At 72.8% G+C, this 18594-nt stretch carries 16 protein-coding genes and 1 pseudogene; 8 read left to right on the forward strand and 9 right to left on the reverse strand.

Annotated features, from left to right (window positions below):
• Positions 1–4 precede the first annotated feature (4 nt).
• The 3 genes from ABZX30_RS06995 to ABZX30_RS07005 all read right to left on the reverse strand — a co-directional run bounded on the left by ABZX30_RS06995 (position 5) and on the right by ABZX30_RS07005 (position 3612).
• Entirely contained in the window at positions 5–1972 is a 1968-nt protein-coding gene (locus ABZX30_RS06995) for an Ig-like domain repeat protein (protein WP_355929803.1), read from the reverse strand.
• Between the two features lie 535 nt (positions 1973–2507).
• Entirely contained in the window at positions 2508–3092 is a 585-nt protein-coding gene (locus ABZX30_RS07000) for a hypothetical protein (protein ID WP_355929806.1), read from the reverse strand.
• A gap of 346 nt (positions 3093–3438) precedes the next feature.
• Positions 3439–3612 carry a hypothetical protein gene (locus ABZX30_RS07005; RefSeq protein WP_355929808.1) on the reverse strand — a complete coding sequence of 58 codons (174 nt, stop codon included), beginning with the start codon at positions 3610–3612 and terminating at the stop codon, positions 3439–3441.
• A gap of 95 nt (positions 3613–3707) precedes the next feature.
• On the opposite strand from ABZX30_RS07005, the gene ABZX30_RS07010 reads away from it, so the two are divergent.
• Both ABZX30_RS07010 and ABZX30_RS07015 read left to right on the forward strand, forming a co-directional pair.
• The gene (locus ABZX30_RS07010) at positions 3708–5057 is read left to right on the forward strand and encodes a helix-turn-helix transcriptional regulator (protein WP_355929809.1); all 1350 of its coding nucleotides are present in this window, start codon (positions 3708–3710) and stop codon (positions 5055–5057) included.
• Between the two features lie 229 nt (positions 5058–5286).
• A complete protein-coding gene (locus ABZX30_RS07015; protein ID WP_355929891.1) occupies positions 5287–5991 on the forward strand; it encodes a GAF and ANTAR domain-containing protein in 705 nt (234 codons plus the stop codon).
• Between the two features lie 31 nt (positions 5992–6022).
• Here the strand turns inward: ABZX30_RS07015 and ABZX30_RS07020 are convergent, their stop codons facing one another.
• The gene (locus ABZX30_RS07020; RefSeq protein ID WP_355929812.1) at positions 6023–6790 is read right to left on the reverse strand and encodes a hypothetical protein; all 768 of its coding nucleotides are present in this window, start codon (positions 6788–6790) and stop codon (positions 6023–6025) included.
• 356 nt (positions 6791–7146) lie between these two features.
• Between ABZX30_RS07020 and ABZX30_RS07025 the strand changes: the two are divergent.
• Positions 7147–7632 (forward strand): annotated as a pseudogene (locus ABZX30_RS07025) (aminoacyl--tRNA ligase-related protein); the annotation flags it as partial.
• 234 nt (positions 7633–7866) lie between these two features.
• Here the strand turns inward: ABZX30_RS07025 and ABZX30_RS07030 are convergent.
• Complete coding sequence (locus ABZX30_RS07030; protein ID WP_355929814.1) at positions 7867–8823, reverse strand: LAETG motif-containing sortase-dependent surface protein; 957 nt, start codon at positions 8821–8823, stop codon at positions 7867–7869.
• A 294-nt stretch (positions 8824–9117) separates the two neighbouring features.
• Between ABZX30_RS07030 and ABZX30_RS07035 the strand changes: the two genes are divergently transcribed.
• Positions 9118–10770: an alpha-amylase family glycosyl hydrolase gene (locus ABZX30_RS07035; protein WP_355929816.1), complete on the forward strand. Its 1653-nt coding sequence runs from the start codon at positions 9118–9120 to the stop codon at positions 10768–10770.
• Positions 10771–10801: 31 nt separating this feature from the next.
• On the opposite strand, the gene ABZX30_RS07040 is transcribed toward ABZX30_RS07035, so the two are convergent.
• Complete coding sequence (locus ABZX30_RS07040) at positions 10802–11539, reverse strand: DUF4142 domain-containing protein (protein ID WP_355929893.1); 738 nt, start codon at positions 11537–11539, stop codon at positions 10802–10804.
• Positions 11540–11814: 275 nt separating this feature from the next.
• On the opposite strand from ABZX30_RS07040, the gene ABZX30_RS07045 reads away from it, so the two are divergent.
• Together ABZX30_RS07045 and ABZX30_RS07050 are read left to right on the forward strand one after the other, a co-directional pair.
• Positions 11815–12000 (forward strand): hypothetical protein, encoded by a 186-nt coding sequence (locus ABZX30_RS07045; protein WP_355929818.1) that lies wholly within the window; start codon positions 11815–11817, stop codon positions 11998–12000.
• A 141-nt stretch (positions 12001–12141) separates the two neighbouring features.
• Positions 12142–13080 carry an MIP/aquaporin family protein gene (locus ABZX30_RS07050; RefSeq protein ID WP_355929821.1) on the forward strand — a complete coding sequence of 313 codons (939 nt, stop codon included), beginning with the start codon at positions 12142–12144 and terminating at the stop codon, positions 13078–13080.
• Positions 13081–13095: 15 nt separating this feature from the next.
• Here the strand turns inward: ABZX30_RS07050 and ABZX30_RS07055 are convergent, their stop codons facing one another.
• The 3 genes from ABZX30_RS07055 to ABZX30_RS07065 all read right to left on the reverse strand — a co-directional run bounded on the left by ABZX30_RS07055 (position 13096) and on the right by ABZX30_RS07065 (position 16671).
• The gene (locus tag ABZX30_RS07055; protein ID WP_355929823.1) at positions 13096–15051 is read right to left on the reverse strand and encodes an amino acid transporter; all 1956 of its coding nucleotides are present in this window, start codon (positions 15049–15051) and stop codon (positions 13096–13098) included.
• Positions 15052–15182: 131 nt separating this feature from the next.
• Positions 15183–15995 carry a hypothetical protein gene (locus ABZX30_RS07060; protein WP_355929825.1) on the reverse strand — a complete coding sequence of 271 codons (813 nt, stop codon included), beginning with the start codon at positions 15993–15995 and terminating at the stop codon, positions 15183–15185.
• Between the two features lie 43 nt (positions 15996–16038).
• Positions 16039–16671, reverse strand: a complete 633-nt coding sequence (locus ABZX30_RS07065; RefSeq protein WP_355929828.1) for an RNA polymerase sigma factor — start codon at positions 16669–16671, stop codon at positions 16039–16041.
• Positions 16672–17033: 362 nt separating this feature from the next.
• Between ABZX30_RS07065 and ABZX30_RS07070 the strand changes: the two genes are divergently transcribed.
• Positions 17034–17399: a DUF1877 family protein gene (locus tag ABZX30_RS07070; RefSeq protein ID WP_355929829.1), complete on the forward strand. Its 366-nt coding sequence runs from the start codon at positions 17034–17036 to the stop codon at positions 17397–17399.
• A 142-nt stretch (positions 17400–17541) separates the two neighbouring features.
• Positions 17542–18486, forward strand: coding sequence for an RNA polymerase sigma-70 factor (locus ABZX30_RS07075; protein WP_355929831.1), 945 nt, complete (start codon positions 17542–17544; stop codon positions 18484–18486).
• The last annotated feature ends 108 nt before the right edge of the window (positions 18487–18594 follow it).

The following is an 18594-nucleotide window of genomic DNA, read 5'->3' on the forward strand; positions in this document are numbered from 1 at the left end:
TGGTTCAGCTGGTGAACGTGAGGTACTTCCACGCGCCGTGCGTGGTGGAGTTCACGGTGTCACCCGAGGAACCGTTGATGTACGAGGAGCGGACCCGGAAGCGCCAGCCGATGTCCTCGCTGTGGTTGCCGGTGATCTCCACCTGGGAGACGCCGTCGGAGCCCATGCCGAAGTACTCGGAGTCACCGGCGTACCAGGTGCCCTGGTAGTACACCTGGAACTCGAACTTCTGCTGCCGGCCCGGGTAGTACGGCATCTCCGTCGTGACCAGCGGGTTCTTGGACTTGTGGAAGAAGTAGTACGTGTGGCCCCACGTGCTCTTCGTCTTGTAGTGGCGGCTGACCGAGGTGGACACGCTCACCTTGGCGCCGACCGTGCTGGTCACCGACCGCGGCTGGTAGCGGGCGTCGCCGGCGAACTTGGCGGTGACCTTGGTGTCCCGCTTCAGGTCCAGGACGACCGACAGGTTGCCGTCGGAGTTGACCTTCCCCGACTTCACCAGCTTGTTGGGCTTGTCGGAGCCGAACGGGTCGGCCCAGATCTCGACCGTGCGGTTCTTGTACGTCGTACCGAGGTGGGCCGTGAACTTCACGTCCTTGCCGTACGAGTACACCTTGCCGTTGTTGTTGATGCTCAGCGTCGGCTTGGCGCGGGAGACGTCGACGGTGTCGGAGGCCTTCCCGGCGGTGTGGTCGTCGTCGCCCGCGTACGCCACCGTGTACTTCACCTTGCCGCCGGCCGGCGGGGTGTCGGTGAAGGAGTAGGTGCCGTCGGCCTTGACCGTCACCGGGGTGAGGGCCTTGCCGCCGGGGGAGTCCAGGTCGGTGCGGGTGACGGTGACCTTGGCGCCCGTGGGCAGCGCGGCCTTGGAGGTGACCGTGCCCTTGACGGTCAGCTTCTTGGCGCGGGTGGCCGTGGCCGGGGCGTCCACGGTGACGGTGGTGGCCGCCTTGGTGGGGGCGTCGAACTCGCGCAGCGAGTACACGCCCTCACTGTTGTAGGTCACCGCGAACAGCCGCGAGCCGTCCGGCGCCCAGGCCAGGCCGGCGGCGGCGAGGGTGTCCGCACCGCTGGAGCTGCCGGTGTTGGGGAAGTCGTAGGTGCGGACCGCCTCGCTGCTGCCCGGCTTGAAGACGAAGACGTCCGGGTCGTACCAGGCGAAGCTGCCGCCGGCCACCGTGCCGTTCGGCGCGACGGCGACGGAGTTCGGGTAGGCCGTGCTCACGTACTTGCCGTCCTCGTCGAGGTCGGCGGTCTTGAACACCTGGTGGTAGTACGGCGCCCCGCTGGCCACCACGACGTCCTTGCCGTCGGGGGTGACCTGGAGGTCGCCGAGGTTGCTGCCGGCCTCCCGGGTGCTGGCCAGCTTCGCCGCGGTGCCCGACGAGACGTCGTAGGAGGCGACCTCGGCCGGGCTCATGCCCAGCTGGCCCGCGACCAGGGTGTCCGAGCCGGGCGCCGCGTCCAGGACCGGCGCCGAGTACCAGCTGCCGTCCTGGTCCAGGGTGACCTCGTGCTGTTCGCCCGTGAGGTCGACGGAGCCGAGGTTGCCGGCCGCGTCGCCGCCGTAGCCGAACCACAGCTTGCCGCCGGCGAGGGCGACGCTCAGCGGCTTGTCGCCCACCGGGTAGCGGGTGGACTCGGTGTCGGTCGCGGTGTCGATGACGGCGATGGCGTCCAGGTCCCGCACGGCCGCGTAGAGCGTGCCGGAGTCGGCGGACAGCTCCAGGCCGAAGACGCCGGAGAGGTTGGTGGTGAGCTGCTTGACGACGTTGCCGGCGTAGTCCGTGACGACGATCTTGCCGTTGCTCGGGTCGCTGACGAAGACCTGCTGGTGGACGCCGTCCACAACGATGTCACCGGTCTGCTTGACCGGCAGGATCCTGCTGGAGTCGGCGGATGCCGGAGTGGCGGCGAGCGCCGCCGAGCTGAAGAGGACCGCCAGGGTGGTGGCGGCCGTGAGAGTGCGCATACGCACGCTGATTCGAACCCCCCGGAACGAATGAAGAATGAGCGCCACGGACCACGGCAGATGTGTGTCCCCTGTGAGCCGAGTGTGGCCGTGTGGCGAAGTGGTTGAAGGCTACGTCATGCCACTGACAACTGGGAGCGGGCCCCGGCCACCAGGGTCCGGACCCCCGGCGCGACCGTGGACAGATCGGGTGCGAAGTGCGGGCTGTGGGTCAGGGTAGGCCCTCGTCCGTCACCCGTCCGGGTGTTCCCCGACGCCGGGGAACGGGTCGGCGGCCGTCGCGCGGGAAGGGGCCAACGGCTGGCGCCGCGGGGGGAGTCAGGGGGCGGAGGCCGCCGGAACGGCGGGACGGCCGCCCGGGCGGCCGTGCCGTGCACGCCCTGTCCGGCGCTGACAGGGCGTGCACGACGTGCGAGGTGTCGGACAATGGTCAGGACTGGGCTCCCGCCCGGAGCGGAGAGCCCCAGGTGGGGCGCCTGGACGGGTACCCCGGCCCGATTGCGGCGGGCCGGGGACTCCCCATCAGGCATCGGGGTCAGTTCCAGCCGTGGTCGCGGTCGTTGCGGATCACGCGGAAGCTGGCGAACGCGCCCGTGGCGGGCACTACGCCGTAGCTGGAGCTGTGGGGTCCGACCGTGGTGAGGGGAGCACCGTTGTCGCAGACCACTCCGTTGTACACCTCGACGGTGCTGCGGCTCTCGTTGCGGATGTTCAGGCTCGTGGCGCCGCCCAGGAGGAGCACGGTGATGCAGTTGCCGGGGCGGGCGGAGTAGGTCCGCTCGTTGATCTCGATGCGGCCCTCGTCCTCGTGGTCGCGGTCGCGGTTCTCGTGGCGGCCCTCGTTGCCCTTGCCCTGGTAGCCGCCGCCTCCTCCGTTGCCCCCGACGTTGCCCACGAAGCCGCCCACGTTGGCGACGCCCTCGTTGCCCTTTCCGCCGGCTCCGGGGTCGGCACCGGTGCCGGTGCCGAGGACGGGCGCCTGGGCGGCTTCCGCCCGCTGGACGGCCGGCGCCTCGGCGACCGGCCCGGAGGCGGCCGAGGCGTACGTGATGCCGCCCGCGACCAGGGCGGTGGCGGCCACGATGCCCGCGGTGACAGCGGTGGAGCGGGTCTTCAGCATGCGACTTCTCCTGTCTGGGAGTGGCCGGCAACGGGACAGCCGGCACGTGATTGAACGTACTAACCGCCACCATGGCTGTCATATCGGGCAAATCGACGGGCTGCTCACAGGACTCCGAACGGGGGACGCCGGGCGGCTTCCCGGCTGGTCGAGGAGACTGTGAAATACCCTCAGAAAAAGGCAACTTGAGGATCAGTTAGGCTTTCAAGGTGATAATCTGATATATCGTCACTCCTTCGGCAGCAAGACGCCTGGGAGCCGCCGGAAAGACCAGCTGAGTGGCCATCAGAGGGTCGGCACGTCACGTCCGGACGGCACCGGGGTCCGGCCGGGCCCCGAGGGGGCTCTAGCCGCGTGGTGCGTGCTGGACCGAGGGTGATGCGGGGGTGTCGTCCGCGGCCCGGGCCGGGCCCGCGTGCGCCGCCGTGACGAGGGTGACGACGGCGACCACGGCCGCGGCGACGCCCCTGGCGTACCGTGCGGTGGGGCGTCCGTAGCGTGCGGATGAGCGTCCCAGCACGGCAACCTCGCAACAACAGCAGCGTATTAAGCAGGTTTAATGCGACGCTTAACCTAGGGGTCGGCAAAGCCGAACGGCAAGGGGTGGAGGGGGAGTTGGAGGTACAGGAGCGTGACGATCCGGAGACGATCGGGCGGCGGGTGCAACAGCTGCGGGCGGCACGGGGCCTGACGCAAAAACAGCTGGCCGAGCCCGCCTACACCCCCGCCTACGTCTCGACGCTCGAGGCGGGCCGGGTACGGGCCTCCGACGAGGCGTTGCGGCACATCGCGGGGCGGCTCGGCGTCACCTTCGAGGAGCTGGCCGCCGGGCGTTCCCCGCACCTGGCCACCGCCCTGCGGCTGCGGCTCACCGAGGCGCAGCGGACCCTGGCGACCGGCGAGGCCGAGGAGGCGGCCGCGCAGTACGCCGCCCTGTTCGCCGAGGCGGAGACGCACGGGCTCGTCCGCGAACGGGCCACCGCGCTGCTCGGGCTCGGGGAGTGCGCCCTCGACACCGGGGACCTGGTGGAGGCCAGGCAGTACTTCGAGCGCGCCGAGGAGGAGCTGGCCGGCCGGCCGCTCCCGGTGCGGGTGCCCGCCCTGCGCGGCCGCGCCGTCGCGCACTACCTCGCCGGTGAACTCCGCTACGCCGTCTACCTGTTGGAGACGGCCGTCGACGAGCTCAATCGCGGCGGGCTGCACGACCCGGACGCTCTTCTGCTGCTCTACGCCAGCGTCATCGGCCCGTACATGGACATGGGCGCCCACGCCCGCGCCGCCCAGGCCGCCGAGTTCGCCCTCGCCCTCGCGCCGCAGGTCGAGGACCCGGCGCTGCTCGCCCGGATGCACCGCTCCGTCGCCCGTACCCTGCTCGCCGAGGGCCGGGTCGCCGAGGCCGACGCCTCGCTGGCCAAGGCGGCCGAGCTCTACCGCCGGCTCCAGCTGCGCACCGAACTCGCCAACTGCCACTGGATGCGCGGGTACGTGTACGCCCAGGACGGTGAACTGGAGCGCGCCGAGCAGGAGTTGCGCGAGGCGCTCACCATGCTCTCCGCCACCCGGGCCGCCCTCTACAGCAGCCAGGCCGCCGTCGAGCTCGCCGACGTCCTGCACCGGCGCGGCAGGTCGGAGGAGGCCGCCGGGCTGCTGCACGGGGTGCTCGGGGACCTCTCCTCGGAGCGGGGAGCCGTGCACGCGGCGGCCGCGCACCGCCTGCTCGGAATCATCGCCGAGGACGCCCGGGACACGGAGGTGGCCGAGGAGCACTACGTGCGCGCGCTGAGCCTGCTGGAGCGGGCGGGCGCCGCCGGTGACCTCGCCGACCTGTGCCGGCTGCTCGGCGACCTGCTGCGCCGGACCGGGCGGGTGGAGGCAGCCCTGGACGCCTACCGGACGGGACTGGGACACCGTACGGCCCCCGGCACCACCACTCTCGGGCCCGCTCCCGCGCAGCCTCCGCTGTGACGGTTTCACCCCCCTTGCCACGGGTAGTCGGCAGTGCTCCCGGCCTGGGTGACCTGCACGGAAGCCTTGGACGACGGCCCGGCCGGGGCTGAAGGAGGCGGTGAGGGTGCGGCCCAGGGACGACGGCGCGCGTCTCGGTGGTTTCGGTGGCGGTTCCGGCGGCGGTTCCGGCGGCGCCCGGGACGGGCGGCGCCGCGCGAGCGGCACCGCGAGCGCGGCACCGCACCGGGTGGACCCGGCACAGGCCCTGGTCGAGGCGGTGCGGGGGGTGAGGCCCGAGGAGGCGCCGGGGCGGCTGTGCGCGGTCGCGGTCGAACTGCTGCCGGTGGCCGGGGCGAGCGTGTCACTGCGCAGCGCGGGACTGCCCGTGCTGGTCGGGGCCAGCGACGACACGGCGGCCGGCCTGGCGGAGATGGAGGCCACGCTGGGCGAGGGTCCGTGCGCGTGCGCCGCCGAGACCACCGCGGCGGTGCTCGCCGGTGATCTCGCGGCCGGGCCGGACCGGTGGCGCTGGCCGGTGTACGCGCAGCAGGCGACGGGTGCGGGGGTCCGTGCGGCGTATTCGCTGCCGCTCGGCGACTCCGCGGTGTGCGTGGGCACGTTCGACCTGTACGGCACCGATCCCGGCGAGCTGACCGGCCCCGACCTGCACACCGCGCGCCTGCTGGCGGGCGCGCTGACCACGGCGCTGACGTCGCTGCCCCGGGGTGAGGAGGAGACCGGCCGCCCGGACGGCCGGTGGCTCGGCGGCCTGACCGCCGGGCACAGCGAGATCCAGCAGGCCGTCGGCATGGTCATGGCCCAGCTGGGGACCGACGCGGACGAGGCCCTGGCCCGCCTGCGCGGCCACGCCTTCGCCCACGGGCGCACGGTGCTGGAGGCGGCCCACGACGTGGTCGCACGCCGCAAGCGGTTCCACGGGGAACGCGGCTAGGAAAACCCTGGCCGGGCTCGGTCGGGCCTGCTCAGGCCTGGGCGCGGGCCTGGTCGCGGATCTGGGTCAGGCGCTGGGCGCCGACGTCGAGGGCCCGGCGGGTGCTGTCCTGCGGGGGTACGGCGCCGAGCGCGCCGTCGGTGAGCACGATCGTCTCGTCCGCGACCCGTACGGCGGCGACCTCCAGGGTGAGCACGGGCGTGTTCCCGGCCATGTCGGTCTCGCCGGTCAGCGTCACCCGCAGCCCCTGGCGGGCGTCCCCGACGGTGGGCAGCGCCAGTTCCGCGACCTGGACGGCCTCGACGCCCGACCGGGTGGTCGTCGCCTGGAACTCTCCGCAGGTGCCCGGCAGCGTCCGCAGCCAGGCCAGCACGCGGTCCACGTCCGCCGGGGGGTGGGCGGCGATCTGGTACCGCAGCTGGGCCTGGTCGTCGCCGTCGTCCAGGGCGGCCACGACCCTGCTGCCCGACGGCGGGCCGAGCAGCTCCTCGGTGTACAGCGCCTCGAGCAGCCGCTGACAGTCGGGGGCGGCGTTCGTCGTCGCCTTCAGCATCCCGTCCCGCCAGGTCGCCGCGCCTTCGGACGGCTTCCAGGGCGCGCCGAGATCGGCCTCGCCGATCAGGGCGGCCCGGGCCTGCGTCTCGGTGAGCCCGGGCGGGGGGCTCGAGGCGTTCGGGTCGGTCGGGTCGGATGCGGCGAGCGGGTCCCGGGCCTGCTCCGGCGCGCGGGCCAGGCAGGCGGAGGCGGTGAGCAGCGTGGCCGCGGTGACGACGGCGGCGGCGGTGGGGCGGCGGGGCATGTACCCACGGCACCATCGCCTCCGGCGGGTCACCAGCTGTCCGGGCCGTCCGGGTGAGGGGTGCCGCCGGCGGTCCGTCCGCTGCCGGGGGCTGCCGCCCCGGGCCCCCGCTCACAGCCGCCGGGCCTGGGAGCCCGCGCGAATAACGCCTCGCCCGCCGCCCCGCGTCCTTGTTACCGTCCCCCCCATGAAGCGCGCCCCGTCCTCTCCCTCGCGTACGACGACGCCGGAGTACGTCCCGGCGCGCTGACAGGTGACCTCGAGTCACGAAGCCCCGGGGCGAGTGCCCCGGGGCTTCGGCGTGTGCGCGTCCCGGTTCTCGTCCCGGTCACCACACCACCCGTGAGGAGACCGCCATGCACGACCACCGCCGGCTCGGCCGTGAGCTGGGACTGTTCGGCACCGATCCGCTGATGGGCGCGGGGCTGCCGTACTGGCTCCCGGACGGGGCCGTCGTACGGCACTCCCTGGAGGAATACGTCCGGGAGGCCGAGCGCGCGGCCGGGTACCGGCACGTGTACTCGCCCGTCCTCGGCAAACGGGAGCTGTACGAGCTGTCCGGGCACTGGGACCACTACAGCGACGACATGTTCCCGCCCATGCGGCTCGGGGCGGAAGAGGTCGTGCTGCGCCCCAGCCTCTGCCCCCACCATGCGCTCATCTACCGCTCCCGTGCCCGTAGTTACCGCGAACTGCCCTTGCGGATAGCCGAGTTGGGTGCCATGTACCGCTCCGAGCCGTCCGGGGTGCTGGGCGGGCTGACCCGGGTGCGGTCCATCCAGCTCAACGACGCCCACATCTTCTGCACCCTGGACCAGGCGGTCGAGGAGGCCCGGGCGGCCGGCGCGGGCCTGGCCGCCGTACGGCTGCGGGACGGCCGGCGTCCCGGGGTCCTTCCCGTCGCCGGCCTGCTGCGGCGGATCGGGGAGAGGGTGGCGGCGCGCGGTACCGCCCTGTGGGAGTGACCCGGTGACGCAGGGTCCAGGGCCCTTCTGCCGGACGCCGCTCCTTCTCCCCCGCTCATTCGTCAGACACCCCCTGGGCGGACGGGCCGCTCGCGGCCCGTCCCGGGCGGGTCAGCCGCGCGCGGTCCGCTTCCGGCGCGTCGCGACGACGAGGGCCGCGCCGCCCGCGAGGAGCACCGCCGCGCCCCCGGCGATGATGCCGGAGCTGCTGCCGCCGCCGGTCTCGGCGAGGTCGCCGCCGCCGCCGTCGGGCGTCGCGGCCGGGGCCGGCTCCGAGGCGGCCGGGGTCGGCTCCGAGGCGGACGGGGTCGGCGTGCCGGTGGACGTCGACTCCGAGGCGCTCGGGGTGGGGGTGCCGGTGTCCTCGGCCGGGGTGGTCGGCTGGGGCGGCACGGACTCCGGCGCGGTGGGGGTCGGCGCGGTGGGGGTCGGCGTGGCGGACTCGGTGGAGGTGCAGTCCTTCGTGCCGCCGTTCCAGGCCGCGATCAGCTTGTCCTTGATGACCGGGTGGTCCGGGCCCTTGGGCAGGTCGCCGTGGTCGAAGCCGTCCTTGGCGTCGAGCTTGCCGTCGAACTTCACCGCGCCCCGGTACAGGTCGATCTGCGCGAAGCAGCCCGCGTCGGGCACCGCGATGTCGAGGGAGTCGGTCTGGCCCGGCTTGACGGTCACGGAGTCGAAGTCGACGAGGACCTGCTCGCCGGAGGTGGCGAAGGAGGAGCCGTGGGCGAGGTAGGAGGCCAGCGAGGCGGTGCAGGTGGAGGCGTCGCCGGCGGCGCGGACCTTGATGTGGACCTTGCCGTCGTCGGTGGGCCTGAGGTTCTGGTCGTCGACCTTCACCGAGTCGTAGAAGCCGGTGCCGTCGAGCGAGAACTGGCAGCGGTCGGTACCGGTCTCCGTGCCCGCGCCCGTGCCCGGCTGGTAGGTGCCGCCGGACTTCCAGCCGTCGCCGCCGGGTGCGTCATGGGCCGCGGCCGCGGAGGCGGCGGCGACGGAGGCCGCGCACAGGGCGAGCGTCGCGGCGCCCGTCCCCAGCAGGCGGCGCGTGGTGGCACGTCTCGCTATGGACATGTGTATCCCATCAGGAGTTCTGAGAGCGCGTCAGGCAGCGGGAGCGGCCTGCGGCAGGCAGAGGAAAGCAGAGGAAGGCAGAGGAACACCGGGCCCATCGGTCACATGCGCCACGGCGTGTGCACATGGTGGGACGATCGGCGGAACCCTGTCAACCTGCGCTGATGCAGGACGAGTTCAGGGATCATCACCACTTCGCCACACTAGGAGTGTTCTGCTCCGCAGAGTGCGTAGTTTCGCGTTCCCGGCAATGTGGACAGGCTTTCCGGTGTCGTCCTTCACCAGGGAGCCCATGTGACCGACCTTTCGTCCAGGAACCCCGACTGGTGGCGCCAGGCCGTCATCTACCAGGTCTACCCCCGCAGCTTCGCCGACGCCGACGGTGACGGGCTCGGTGACATCCGGGGCATCGCCGAGCGGCTGCACCATGTGGCCGCGCTGGGTGTCGACGCCCTGTGGCTGAGCCCCTTCTACCCCTCCGAACTCGCCGACGGCGGCTACGACGTCGCCGACCACCGGGACGTCGACCCCCGCCTCGGCACGCTGGACGACTTCGACGCCATGGTCGCCGAGGCCCACCGGCTGGGCCTGAAGGTCGTCGTCGACCTCGTCCCCAACCACACCTCGCACGTGCACCCCTGGTTCCAGGAGGCCCTGCGCGCCGGTCCCGGCTCCGCCGCCCGGGACCGCTACGTCTTCCGCGCCGGGCGGGGCGAGCGCGGCGAACTCCCGCCCACCGACTGGCAGTCGGTGTTCGGCGGCAGCGCCTGGCAGCGGGTGCCGGACGGCCAGTGGTACCTCCACCTGTTCGCCGCCGAGCAGCCCGACCTCAACTGGGACAACGAGGAGGTCCGCGCCGACTTCCGCACCACACTGCGCTTCTGGTCCGACCGGGGCGTCGACGGCTTCCGCGTCGACGTCGCCCACGGCCTGGCCAAGGACCTCACCGAACCGCTCCGTGACCTCGCCGGACTCGGCGATCTCGGGCCCACCGAGGAGGCCCTGGCGCACGTACCGCCCGGCAGCCATCCCTACTGGGACCGCGACGAGGTCCACGAGATCTACCGCGACTGGCGCAAGATCTTCGACGCCTACACCCCGCCCCGCACGGCGGTCGCCGAGGCCTGGGTCCCGGACGCCCGCCGCGCGCTGTACGCCCGCCCGGACGAACTGGGCCAGGCGTTCAACTTCGCCTACCTGCTGGCCGGCTGGGACGCGGACGAGCTGCGCCGCGTCATCACCGGCTCGCTGCGCACGGCCGGCGCGGCGGGGGCCTCGGCCACCTGGGTCCTGTCCAACCACGACGTCGTACGCCACACCTCGCGCCTGATGCTCCCGCCCGGCACGGACGACGACGCCTGGCTGCTCTCCGGGGGCCGGGCACCGCGGATCGACGAGGCGGCGGGCCTGCGCCGGGCCCGGGCGGCGACCCTGCTGATGCTGGCCCTGCCCGGATCCGCTTACCTGTACCAGGGCGAGGAACTCGGCCTGCCCGAGGTGGCCGACCTGCCCACCGAGGTCCTCCAGGACCCGATCTGGGAACAGAGCGGCCGCGTCCGCAAGGGGCGCGACGGCTGCCGGGTGCCGTTGCCGTGGACGACCGGCGGCCCCTCGTACGGCTTCGGCGCCGCCGGCGCCTGGCTGCCCCAGCCGCCGGCCTTCGCCGCGTACGCGGTCCAGGCCCAGGACGGCGTCGAGGGCTCCACCCTGGAGCTCTACCGCAGGGCCCTGCGACTGCGCCGCAAGCTCCTCGAGAGCGAGTCGCTGACCTGGGCGCCGGACGCACCCGCCGGTGTCCTGCAGTTCACCCGCTCGCGCGGCTGGCGGTGCGTCACCAACCTCGGCGGCGAACCGGTACCCCTGCCGCCCGGGGAGACGCTGCTGAGCAGCGCCCCACTCCCGGACGCGAGGACCCTGCCGCCGGACACCACCGTGTGGCTGGCCTAGGACGGGCCGGACCCGGTGGCCCGGCGTGGGCTCAGCCCGTCGTCGGGCTGGGGCTGGGCGCGGGGGCGGAGCCGACACCCAGCCCGCTGAGGTCCAGCGGGGTGGACGTCTCGGTCGGCGGCGCGGTGAGCACCACCTGCGGCTGCCCGGCGGGCGGGTTCGGCGGGGTCAGCTGGTCGGACGGCAGCTTCGGCGGGTTCGTCTGCGTGTTGAGGGTCGTGTCGAAGTCGACCAGGCCCGTCTTCTCCATGACCGTGATGTGGTCCAGGACGGTGTCGTTGGCCTGGTCGGCGAGCGCGCGCACCAGGGAGTTCTTGGTGGTGGAACGGATCTTCGCGATGGAGTTGAAGATCGATCCGTGCGTCATCCGCAGGATGTTGGCGAAGTCGGTGTCGAACTGCTTGCCGCTCTCCGCCTTGAGCTGGGTGACGAAGCCCTCCTGCTGGGGGCTCGCCACGTTGGGGATCGTGATGTTCAGCAGGGGGGCGATCTTGCGGCAGGAGACGTCCAGCGCGGCGTGTCCGTCGATCAGGTGCTCGCTGGCCGTCTTGACCGCGGGGCTGCTGCCCTTCTGGAGCCCGATCTGACCGAGCGGGTACTCCCACAGTCCCGCCGCGCGCACCCTGACCACGAAGTCCCGGTCGCCCTCCGTCAAGGGTCCCCACTGGGTGTTGGCGATGATGCGTGACTGGTCGCTGGAGACGGTCGACACCCCGAGCATGCTCGGGTACGCCAGTGCGATGAGTGTCACCGCCATGGCCCCGCCCACGAAGAGAGTTCCCGTCGCGTTCCGCGAAAGTGGCACCGTGCCTCCTGCCCGGTAGTGGATCCCGCTCGCGGGGCGAGCGGTTCGGACGCACAGCAGTACGGATGGGGAAGCCAGGCGACTCTATGGTTTCGGTAAAAAGTTCGGGGAGTTTGCCGGCGACCCGCCTTTCCGCTGGTCGCGGCCCCTTCCGTGGACCGGACATCGACCGGTCGCGGGGCGAGTCGAGACGGGCCCCGACGCTACGTTCGCCGCAGGTCCATGTCGGTGGCGGCCTGATGTACGCGGACTCCACCGACGAGGTCATCGAGCGCGCCTGCACCGGGGTCCGGCCGCTCCTGGTCTGCGAGGCGGCCGTCATCGGCGCCGCCGTGGCCGGTGTCCGCGCCGTCCGCGCCGTCCGCGCCGTCTCGGCGGCCCTGCGTGAGCGCGTGTCCGCCGTCCGGCACCCCGAGCCGTCCTGATCCGGGCGGGCGGGGTTTCCGCCGAGGTGCCGCGCCCGCGGGGCCTCTCCGGTGTCCGTCATCCCGTTCGTGCGTAACGATGGGACATGGCCGGTTCCGTGATCGGCCGTATGGCCGGACGCTCTCCCCGAGGGGGCCTGTATGGCTGTGGAAATACCTCCCCTGATCAAACCCTCCACGCTCCGGCGCCGCGGGGGTCTGCTGGGCGAATGCATGGCGGAGTTCCTGGGGACCTTCGTCCTGATCTCGTTCGGATGCGGTTCCGTGGCCGTGGCCGTCGCCGGGCTGCCCGGCTCGGGCCGCACGGAGTCGCCCACCACGATCTTCCTCGCGGCCGGTGACTGGCTGCTGATCGCCTGGGGCTGGGCCTTCGCCGTGGTCTTCGGCATCTACGTCGCCGGAGGCGTCAGCGGCGCGCACATCAACCCGGCCGTGACGCTGGCGTTCGCGGTGCGGCGCAAGTTCCCCTGGGTCAAGGTCCTCCCGTACTGGCTGTCGCAGGTGGTCGGCGCCTTCGCCGGGGCGGCCCTGGTTTTGGCCGTCTACCACGACGCGATCACCGCCTTCGACGCCGCCTCGAAGCCACCCAAGACGAACGGGCACACGCTCGCCTCGTTCTCGATCTTCGCCACCTTCCCCGCGCCGTACTTCCACGGTGGCGTCTGGGGACCGCTGGTCGACCAGATCGTCGGCACCGCCTTCCTGGTGATGCTGGTGGTGGCCCTCATCGACCTGCGCAACACGGCGGTGCAGGCGAACCTCGGCCCGCTGCTGATCGGCTTCGCCGTGGCCGCCATCGGTATCTCCTTCGGCTCGAACGCCGGCTACGCCATCAACCCGGCCCGTGACTTCGGTCCGCGCCTGCTGACCTGGCTGGCCGGCTGGCAGAGTCTGGCCTTTCCGGGGGACGGCCCGTGGTTCAGCAACTACTTCTGGATACCGATCGTCGGACCGCTCATCGGCGGGGTCGTCGGGGTGCTGGTGTACGACCTGTTCATCGGCGACGTGCTCCACGCCCGCGCCGAGCTGGGCGAGCTGCCGGAGCCCGGCCGCACCCGGTCCACCACGGACGGGACGTAGCCGTCCGGGCCGGTCTCACACGGTGTGGACGCGGGGGCGGCGGGCGGGGTCCGGTTCGGCCTCGCGCAGCACCTCGCGGGTGACGGGGGCGACCTCGCCCTGGCCGAAGAGGAAGAAGCGCAGGAAGTTGGCGAGCGGGGTGCCCTCCGTCCACTCGAAGTAGATGTGCGGGATGCAGCCCGTGGTGTCGCGGACGTGCAGGAGGAGGGCGGCGAGGGCGTTGGGGATGGAGGAGGACTCCAGGGTCAGCACGCGGTAGCGGCCGTGGAGGACCTCGCCGCGGACGGTCAGCTCGGCCTCGAACTCGGACGGGTCGGTGACCGTGACCTCGGCGAAGACGAAGTCCTCCTGCTCCGTCAGGTCGCTGTCGGCCCGGATCTGCCTGATCTTGTCGCGGTACTCGGCCTTGTCCCGTGAGCCGGGGTCGTTGGCGATCAGCCGGATCTTGCGGCTCGCGACGTCGCGGACGAACCGCTGCGCCATGTCGTCGAGCTGGACGCTGGTCACGCGCAGTTCGAAGGCGCGGGCCAGCCGGGACAGCAGCGAGACCAGGATGATGCCGACGATGAAGCAGGCGCCGATCTTCACACCGTCCGGGCGCTCGAAGACGTTGGCGACGGTGACGTAGAGCAGGACCGTGGCCACGACCGCGTAGCCGGTGGTCCAGCCGTGCTGCCGGGCCTTGCGTGAGGCGATGGTCACCGCGATCGCCGCGGAGGACATCAGGACCAGCACACCGGTGGCGTAGGCGCCGCCCTGCTTGTCGACGCTGGCGTCGAAGATCCAGGTGACCAGGAAGGCGATGAGGGTGAAGACGATGACCATCGGGCGGACGGCGCGGGCCCAGTGCGGGGCCATGCCGTAGCGGGGCAGGTAGCGCGGCATCAGGTTGAGCAGGCCGGCCATGGCGGAGGCGCCGGCGAACCACAGGATGGCGATGGTGGAGATGTCGTAGACCGTGCCGAACGTCCCGCCGAGGTACGCGTGGGCGAGGTAGGCGAGCGCGCGCCCGTTGGCCTGGCCGCCCGCCTCGAACTCCTTCTCCGGGATCAGCACCGTCGTGATGAAGCTGGTGGTGATCAGGAAGACGCTCATGATCAGCGCGGCGGCCGTGAGCAGCTTCTTCGTGTCCCGGATCCGGCCCCTGGGGCGCTCCTCGGTGTCGCTGTCGTCGCCCCGGACGTGCGGCATGACGGCGACGCCGGTCTCGAAGCCGGACAGGCCCAGCGCCAGCTTGGGGAAGACCAGCAGGGACACGCCGACCATGGCGAGGACGCTGCCGTGTTCCGCGGTCAGCGCGCTGGTCCAGTCGGTGACCAGGTGCTCGGCGGTGAGCACGTGCCACAGGCCGGCGACGACGACGACGGCGTTCAGCGCGAGATAGACGGCCACCAGGGCGACCGCGACACCGATCGCCTCCAGGAAGCCCTTGAGGAACACCGCGCCGAGCAGCGCCACCAGCAGCAGGGTGAACAGCATCTGCTTGCCCTGCAGGGCGCTGGTCAGATGGGGGTTCTCGACCAGGTGGGTGGAGGCGTCGGCGGCGGACAGGGTGATGGTGATCAGGAAGTCGGTGGCGGCGAACCCGAGCAGGGTCAGGACGAACAGCTTGCCCTTCCAGAACGACAGCAGCCGCTCCAGCATGGCGATGGAGCCCTCGCCGTGGGGGCTCTCCTCGGCCACCCGGCGGTACACCGGGAGCGCGCCGGCCAGGGTGACGCCGACGAGGACGAGGGTGGCGACCGGCGAGAGCAGGCCCGCGGCGAGGGCCGCGATGCCGGGCTGGTAGCCGAGGGTGGAGAAGTAGTCCACGCCGGTCAGGCACATCACCCGGTACCAGCGCTGCCCCTTGTGCGGGGGCTCCGGCGCCGCGTGCGGGCCGGTGTGGCCGCCGGGCCTGCCCATGTCGGACAGCCCCTCCAGCATCCACGTCCGCAGCCGGCTCGGCGGCGGGTGTCGGGTGGCGGCCATCGACGTGCTCTCTTCTGCCGTGCGGCTCGGCGTGTGGTTTTCGGGCATCACGCGGAGAACGGCACCAGCGTAGGCGGAGAGCGAGGCCGGGGCCCACGGGAGACTGGGCCGATCGCGTCCGGGGCCCGGCGTCACCGGTGCTTCGTGCCGCCCTTGTCCGCGCTCGCCCGGCCGTTTCCGGCAGTGCCGGCGCCGGTGCCGGTGTTTCCGGACCTGCCGTTGCCGTTGCCGTTGCCGTTCCCGTTGCCGCTGCCGCCGCCCGCGGAGCCCGCACCGGGGTTGCCCGTGCCGCCCGTGCCGCCCGTGCCGCCGGGTCCGGCCGTCGCCCGCGCGAGCCGCTCGGCGCAGTACGCGGCGACCTCGTCCTTCCCGCCGGCGGCCGCGACGAGCCGCTGCCAGGCCGTCGCGCCGAGCGCCTTGCCGCGGCCCTCGACCTGTTCGTAGGCGCGGCAGTGGGCTTCTGTGTCCTGGGCGGCGGCCGGACGGTCCGCCGGCTTGCGGCCGTCGGGGGCCGTCGGCGAGGCCGTGCCGCCCGGCCGGCCCGGGGCGGCCGGGGACGGGTGCGCGGTTCCCCGTCCGTCGCCGGCTCCCTTTGCGGACGAGCCGGCCGAACCGATGGCCGCCACCGCGACGCCGCTCAGGGTGAGGCCGGCGAACACCACCCCGAGCGTCACCTTCACCGAGCGCCCGGCGCGCCGCTCGGCGGGCCGCCGCCAGTCGTCGCGGCGCCGGGTGCGCGCCCGGTGCGCGCCCGCGGCGCCGGCGGTCCGGAAGGCGGCCAGGGCCCGCAGCTCGCCCTCGGGGGCGGGATCGCCCTCGCGCAGGGCGGCGGCGAGTGCCGTCTCCAGCGCGCCGGTGTCATCCACGTCCGGGCCGGACCCGGCACCGCCGGGGCGGGCCCGCCGACGGTCCGGAAGCCCGCCGCCGCTCAGCCGCTCGCCCATGTCCGCTTCCGTTCGTGTCCGACGGGTTCGATCCGTTCAACGTTCATTTCGACTCCCCCAGCGTTCGGGAAGCCCCATCCGTCACACCCTCGTCCGCCGCACCGTCGAGGCCCAACTGGCGGGCGAGGCGCTTCAGGCCCCGGTGGGCGGCGGTACGTACCGCTCCGGGGCGCTTGCCGAGGACGCGTGCGGCAGCGGGACCGTCCAGGCCGACGACGACCCGCAGGAGCACCGCCTCGGCCTGGTCCCGCGGCAGTCCGCGGACCAGTTCCAGGGCCCGCTCGGTGGAGAGGGACTCCAGGGCCTGCTCATGGGTGCTGTGCGGGCCGGCCAGGTCCAGTACGTCCTGTTCGGTGCCTCCCGCCCGGGGCCGCACCCGCTGCCGGCGCAGATGGTCCAGCGCCCGGTGCCGGGCGATGGTCGCCGTCCAGCCCCGGAAACCGGCCCCGTCCCCCTGGAAACGCCCCAGGTCGCGGGCGATCTCCAGCCAGGCGTCGGACGCCACGTCCTCCGCGTCGTCGCCGACGAGGCCGTGCAGGTAGCCGAGCAGGCCCGGCTGCACGATCCGGTAGGCGACCGCGAAAGCGGCCTCGTCACCGTCCTGGGCCCGCGTGACCGCCGCGCCCAGTTCCCCGTCGTACGCCTGTACGCGCCGGGATTGCCGTACCTGGCCCAAAACTGTCCTCGTTCGCACCGGTTCCACAGCGAGTCCATGCCGTCCGCCGCGCTCCGGTCGCGTCGACGGCCCCATGGTGACCAGCGTCCGTCCTCACGGAAGTGTCACCCCACCTCAGAGGCCCTTCACGGCGTCCTCGACGCGCTCCGCCACAACGACACCCCGGCCATGGGCCGTTGCCGCCGCGTCCCGCTTGCCGCGTAATGCTTCGGCGTCCCCGTGCGCTCCTCCTGGCATGAGTACGTACCTCCACCTGTGCGCGGTGCCGCCCCCGGCACTGCGCAACAGCGCGACCTGGCTCTCGAGCGTTCGAGGATGACGCGGAGAGCGTCCGGCACCGGGCCGGCCGGCACCACGAAGAGGTGCTCGACCGGCGCTACCTGGACCAGGAACGCATCTACACCGGCCCGCCCCCGTGCCGCGCCGAGGGCCGGCCCCAGACCCAGGTGGTGCTCGGCGGCCGGCCGGTGTTCCGCCCCGACCGGCACAAGCCGCCGCTGCTGGTGCTGACGGCGGCCCAGGCCCGCCGGGTGGCCGGGTTCCTCGCACGGACCGACTTCGACGCCCTGTGGCTGTTCGCCCGCGACGAACTGCTGCCGCGCTACGGTGGCGAGACCGCGGAGCCCGAGACGTGGGGCGCGTTCGCCTCGACGCACCGGGAGCTGGCGGCCTTCTACGCACGGGCGGCCGAGCGCGGGGACGCGGTGGTGAAGCGCCTGCCGGCCTGAGAGGTGCCGCGCACCGGGCCGAGCACGCCTCCACCGGGTGTGACGTCGATCACGGGGCCCGGTGGCGGACGCCTGGGCGGTCCACCGCGGAGTACGACAGGCGGGCCGGCCCTTGCCGGGGCACTGGCCTAGGATCCGGGGCATGGCGCTGACCGTGCACGACGTGGAGCGGTTCGAGGCCTTCAGGCCCCGTCTGGAGGCCGTCGCCTACCGGCTGCTCGGCTCCGCGAGCGAGGCCGAGGACGCCGTGCAGGAGACGTTCCTGCGCTGGCAGGCCGCCGACGCCGGCCATATCGAGGTCCCCGAGGCCTGGCTGACGAAGGTGCTCACCAACCAGTGCCTCAACCAGCTCACCTCGGCCCGCGCACGGCGCGAGACCTACGTGGGCCAGTGGCTCCCCGAGCCGCTGCTCGCCGGAGACCCGATGCTCGGTCCCGCCGACACCGCCGAGCAGCGCGAGTCGGTCTCGTACGCGGTCCTCGTCCTGCTGGAACGCCTCTCCCCGAGCGAGCGGGCGGTGTACGTGCTGCGGGAGGCCTTCGACTACCCGCACCGGGAGATCGCCGGGATCCTCGACATCACCGAGGCCGCCAGCCAGCAGCTCCTCCACCGCGCCAAGAAGCACGTCGCGGCCGGCAAGGCCCGCACCGGGATCGACGAGGCCGCCGCCCGGCGGATCGTCGAGGAGTTCCTCGTGGCCGCCACCAGCGGCCGGACCGAGCCGCTCGTCCGGCTGCTCACCCAGGACGCCGTCTCGGTCGGCGACGGGGGCGGGAAGATCCCGGCCCGTGCCAGGGCGGTCGAGGGCGCACTCGCGGTCGCGAAGTTCCTGCGGGGCCTGTTCAGGCCCGGCAAGGCCAAGCAGGCCTACGCCGGCGGATCGCCCGAGGTCTACGCCACGACCGCCAACGGGGAGCCCGCCGTCGTGGCGGTCGTCGACGGCCGGGTCGTCGGCGTCATGTGCCTGGAGATCACGGCCGAAGGCATCGCCGGGCTCCGCAACCAGGCCAATCCCGACAAGCTCGGACGTGCGACCCGGCGCTGGGCTGCCGCCGACCACGGCGAACCCCTGTTCACCGTCTTCTGATCCCGCTTCTGATCCCGATGTGAGCTGCTTCACACCCCGTTCCTGTCAGGGATCGGCGGGCCGTCCGGTTCAAGGGGCGATCCGCTCATGAATCCGCTTCACGACAGG

The sequence above is a fragment of the Streptomyces sp. NPDC004542 genome (genome assembly GCF_040610035.1).
Lineage (GTDB): Bacteria > Actinomycetota > Actinomycetes > Streptomycetales > Streptomycetaceae > Streptomyces.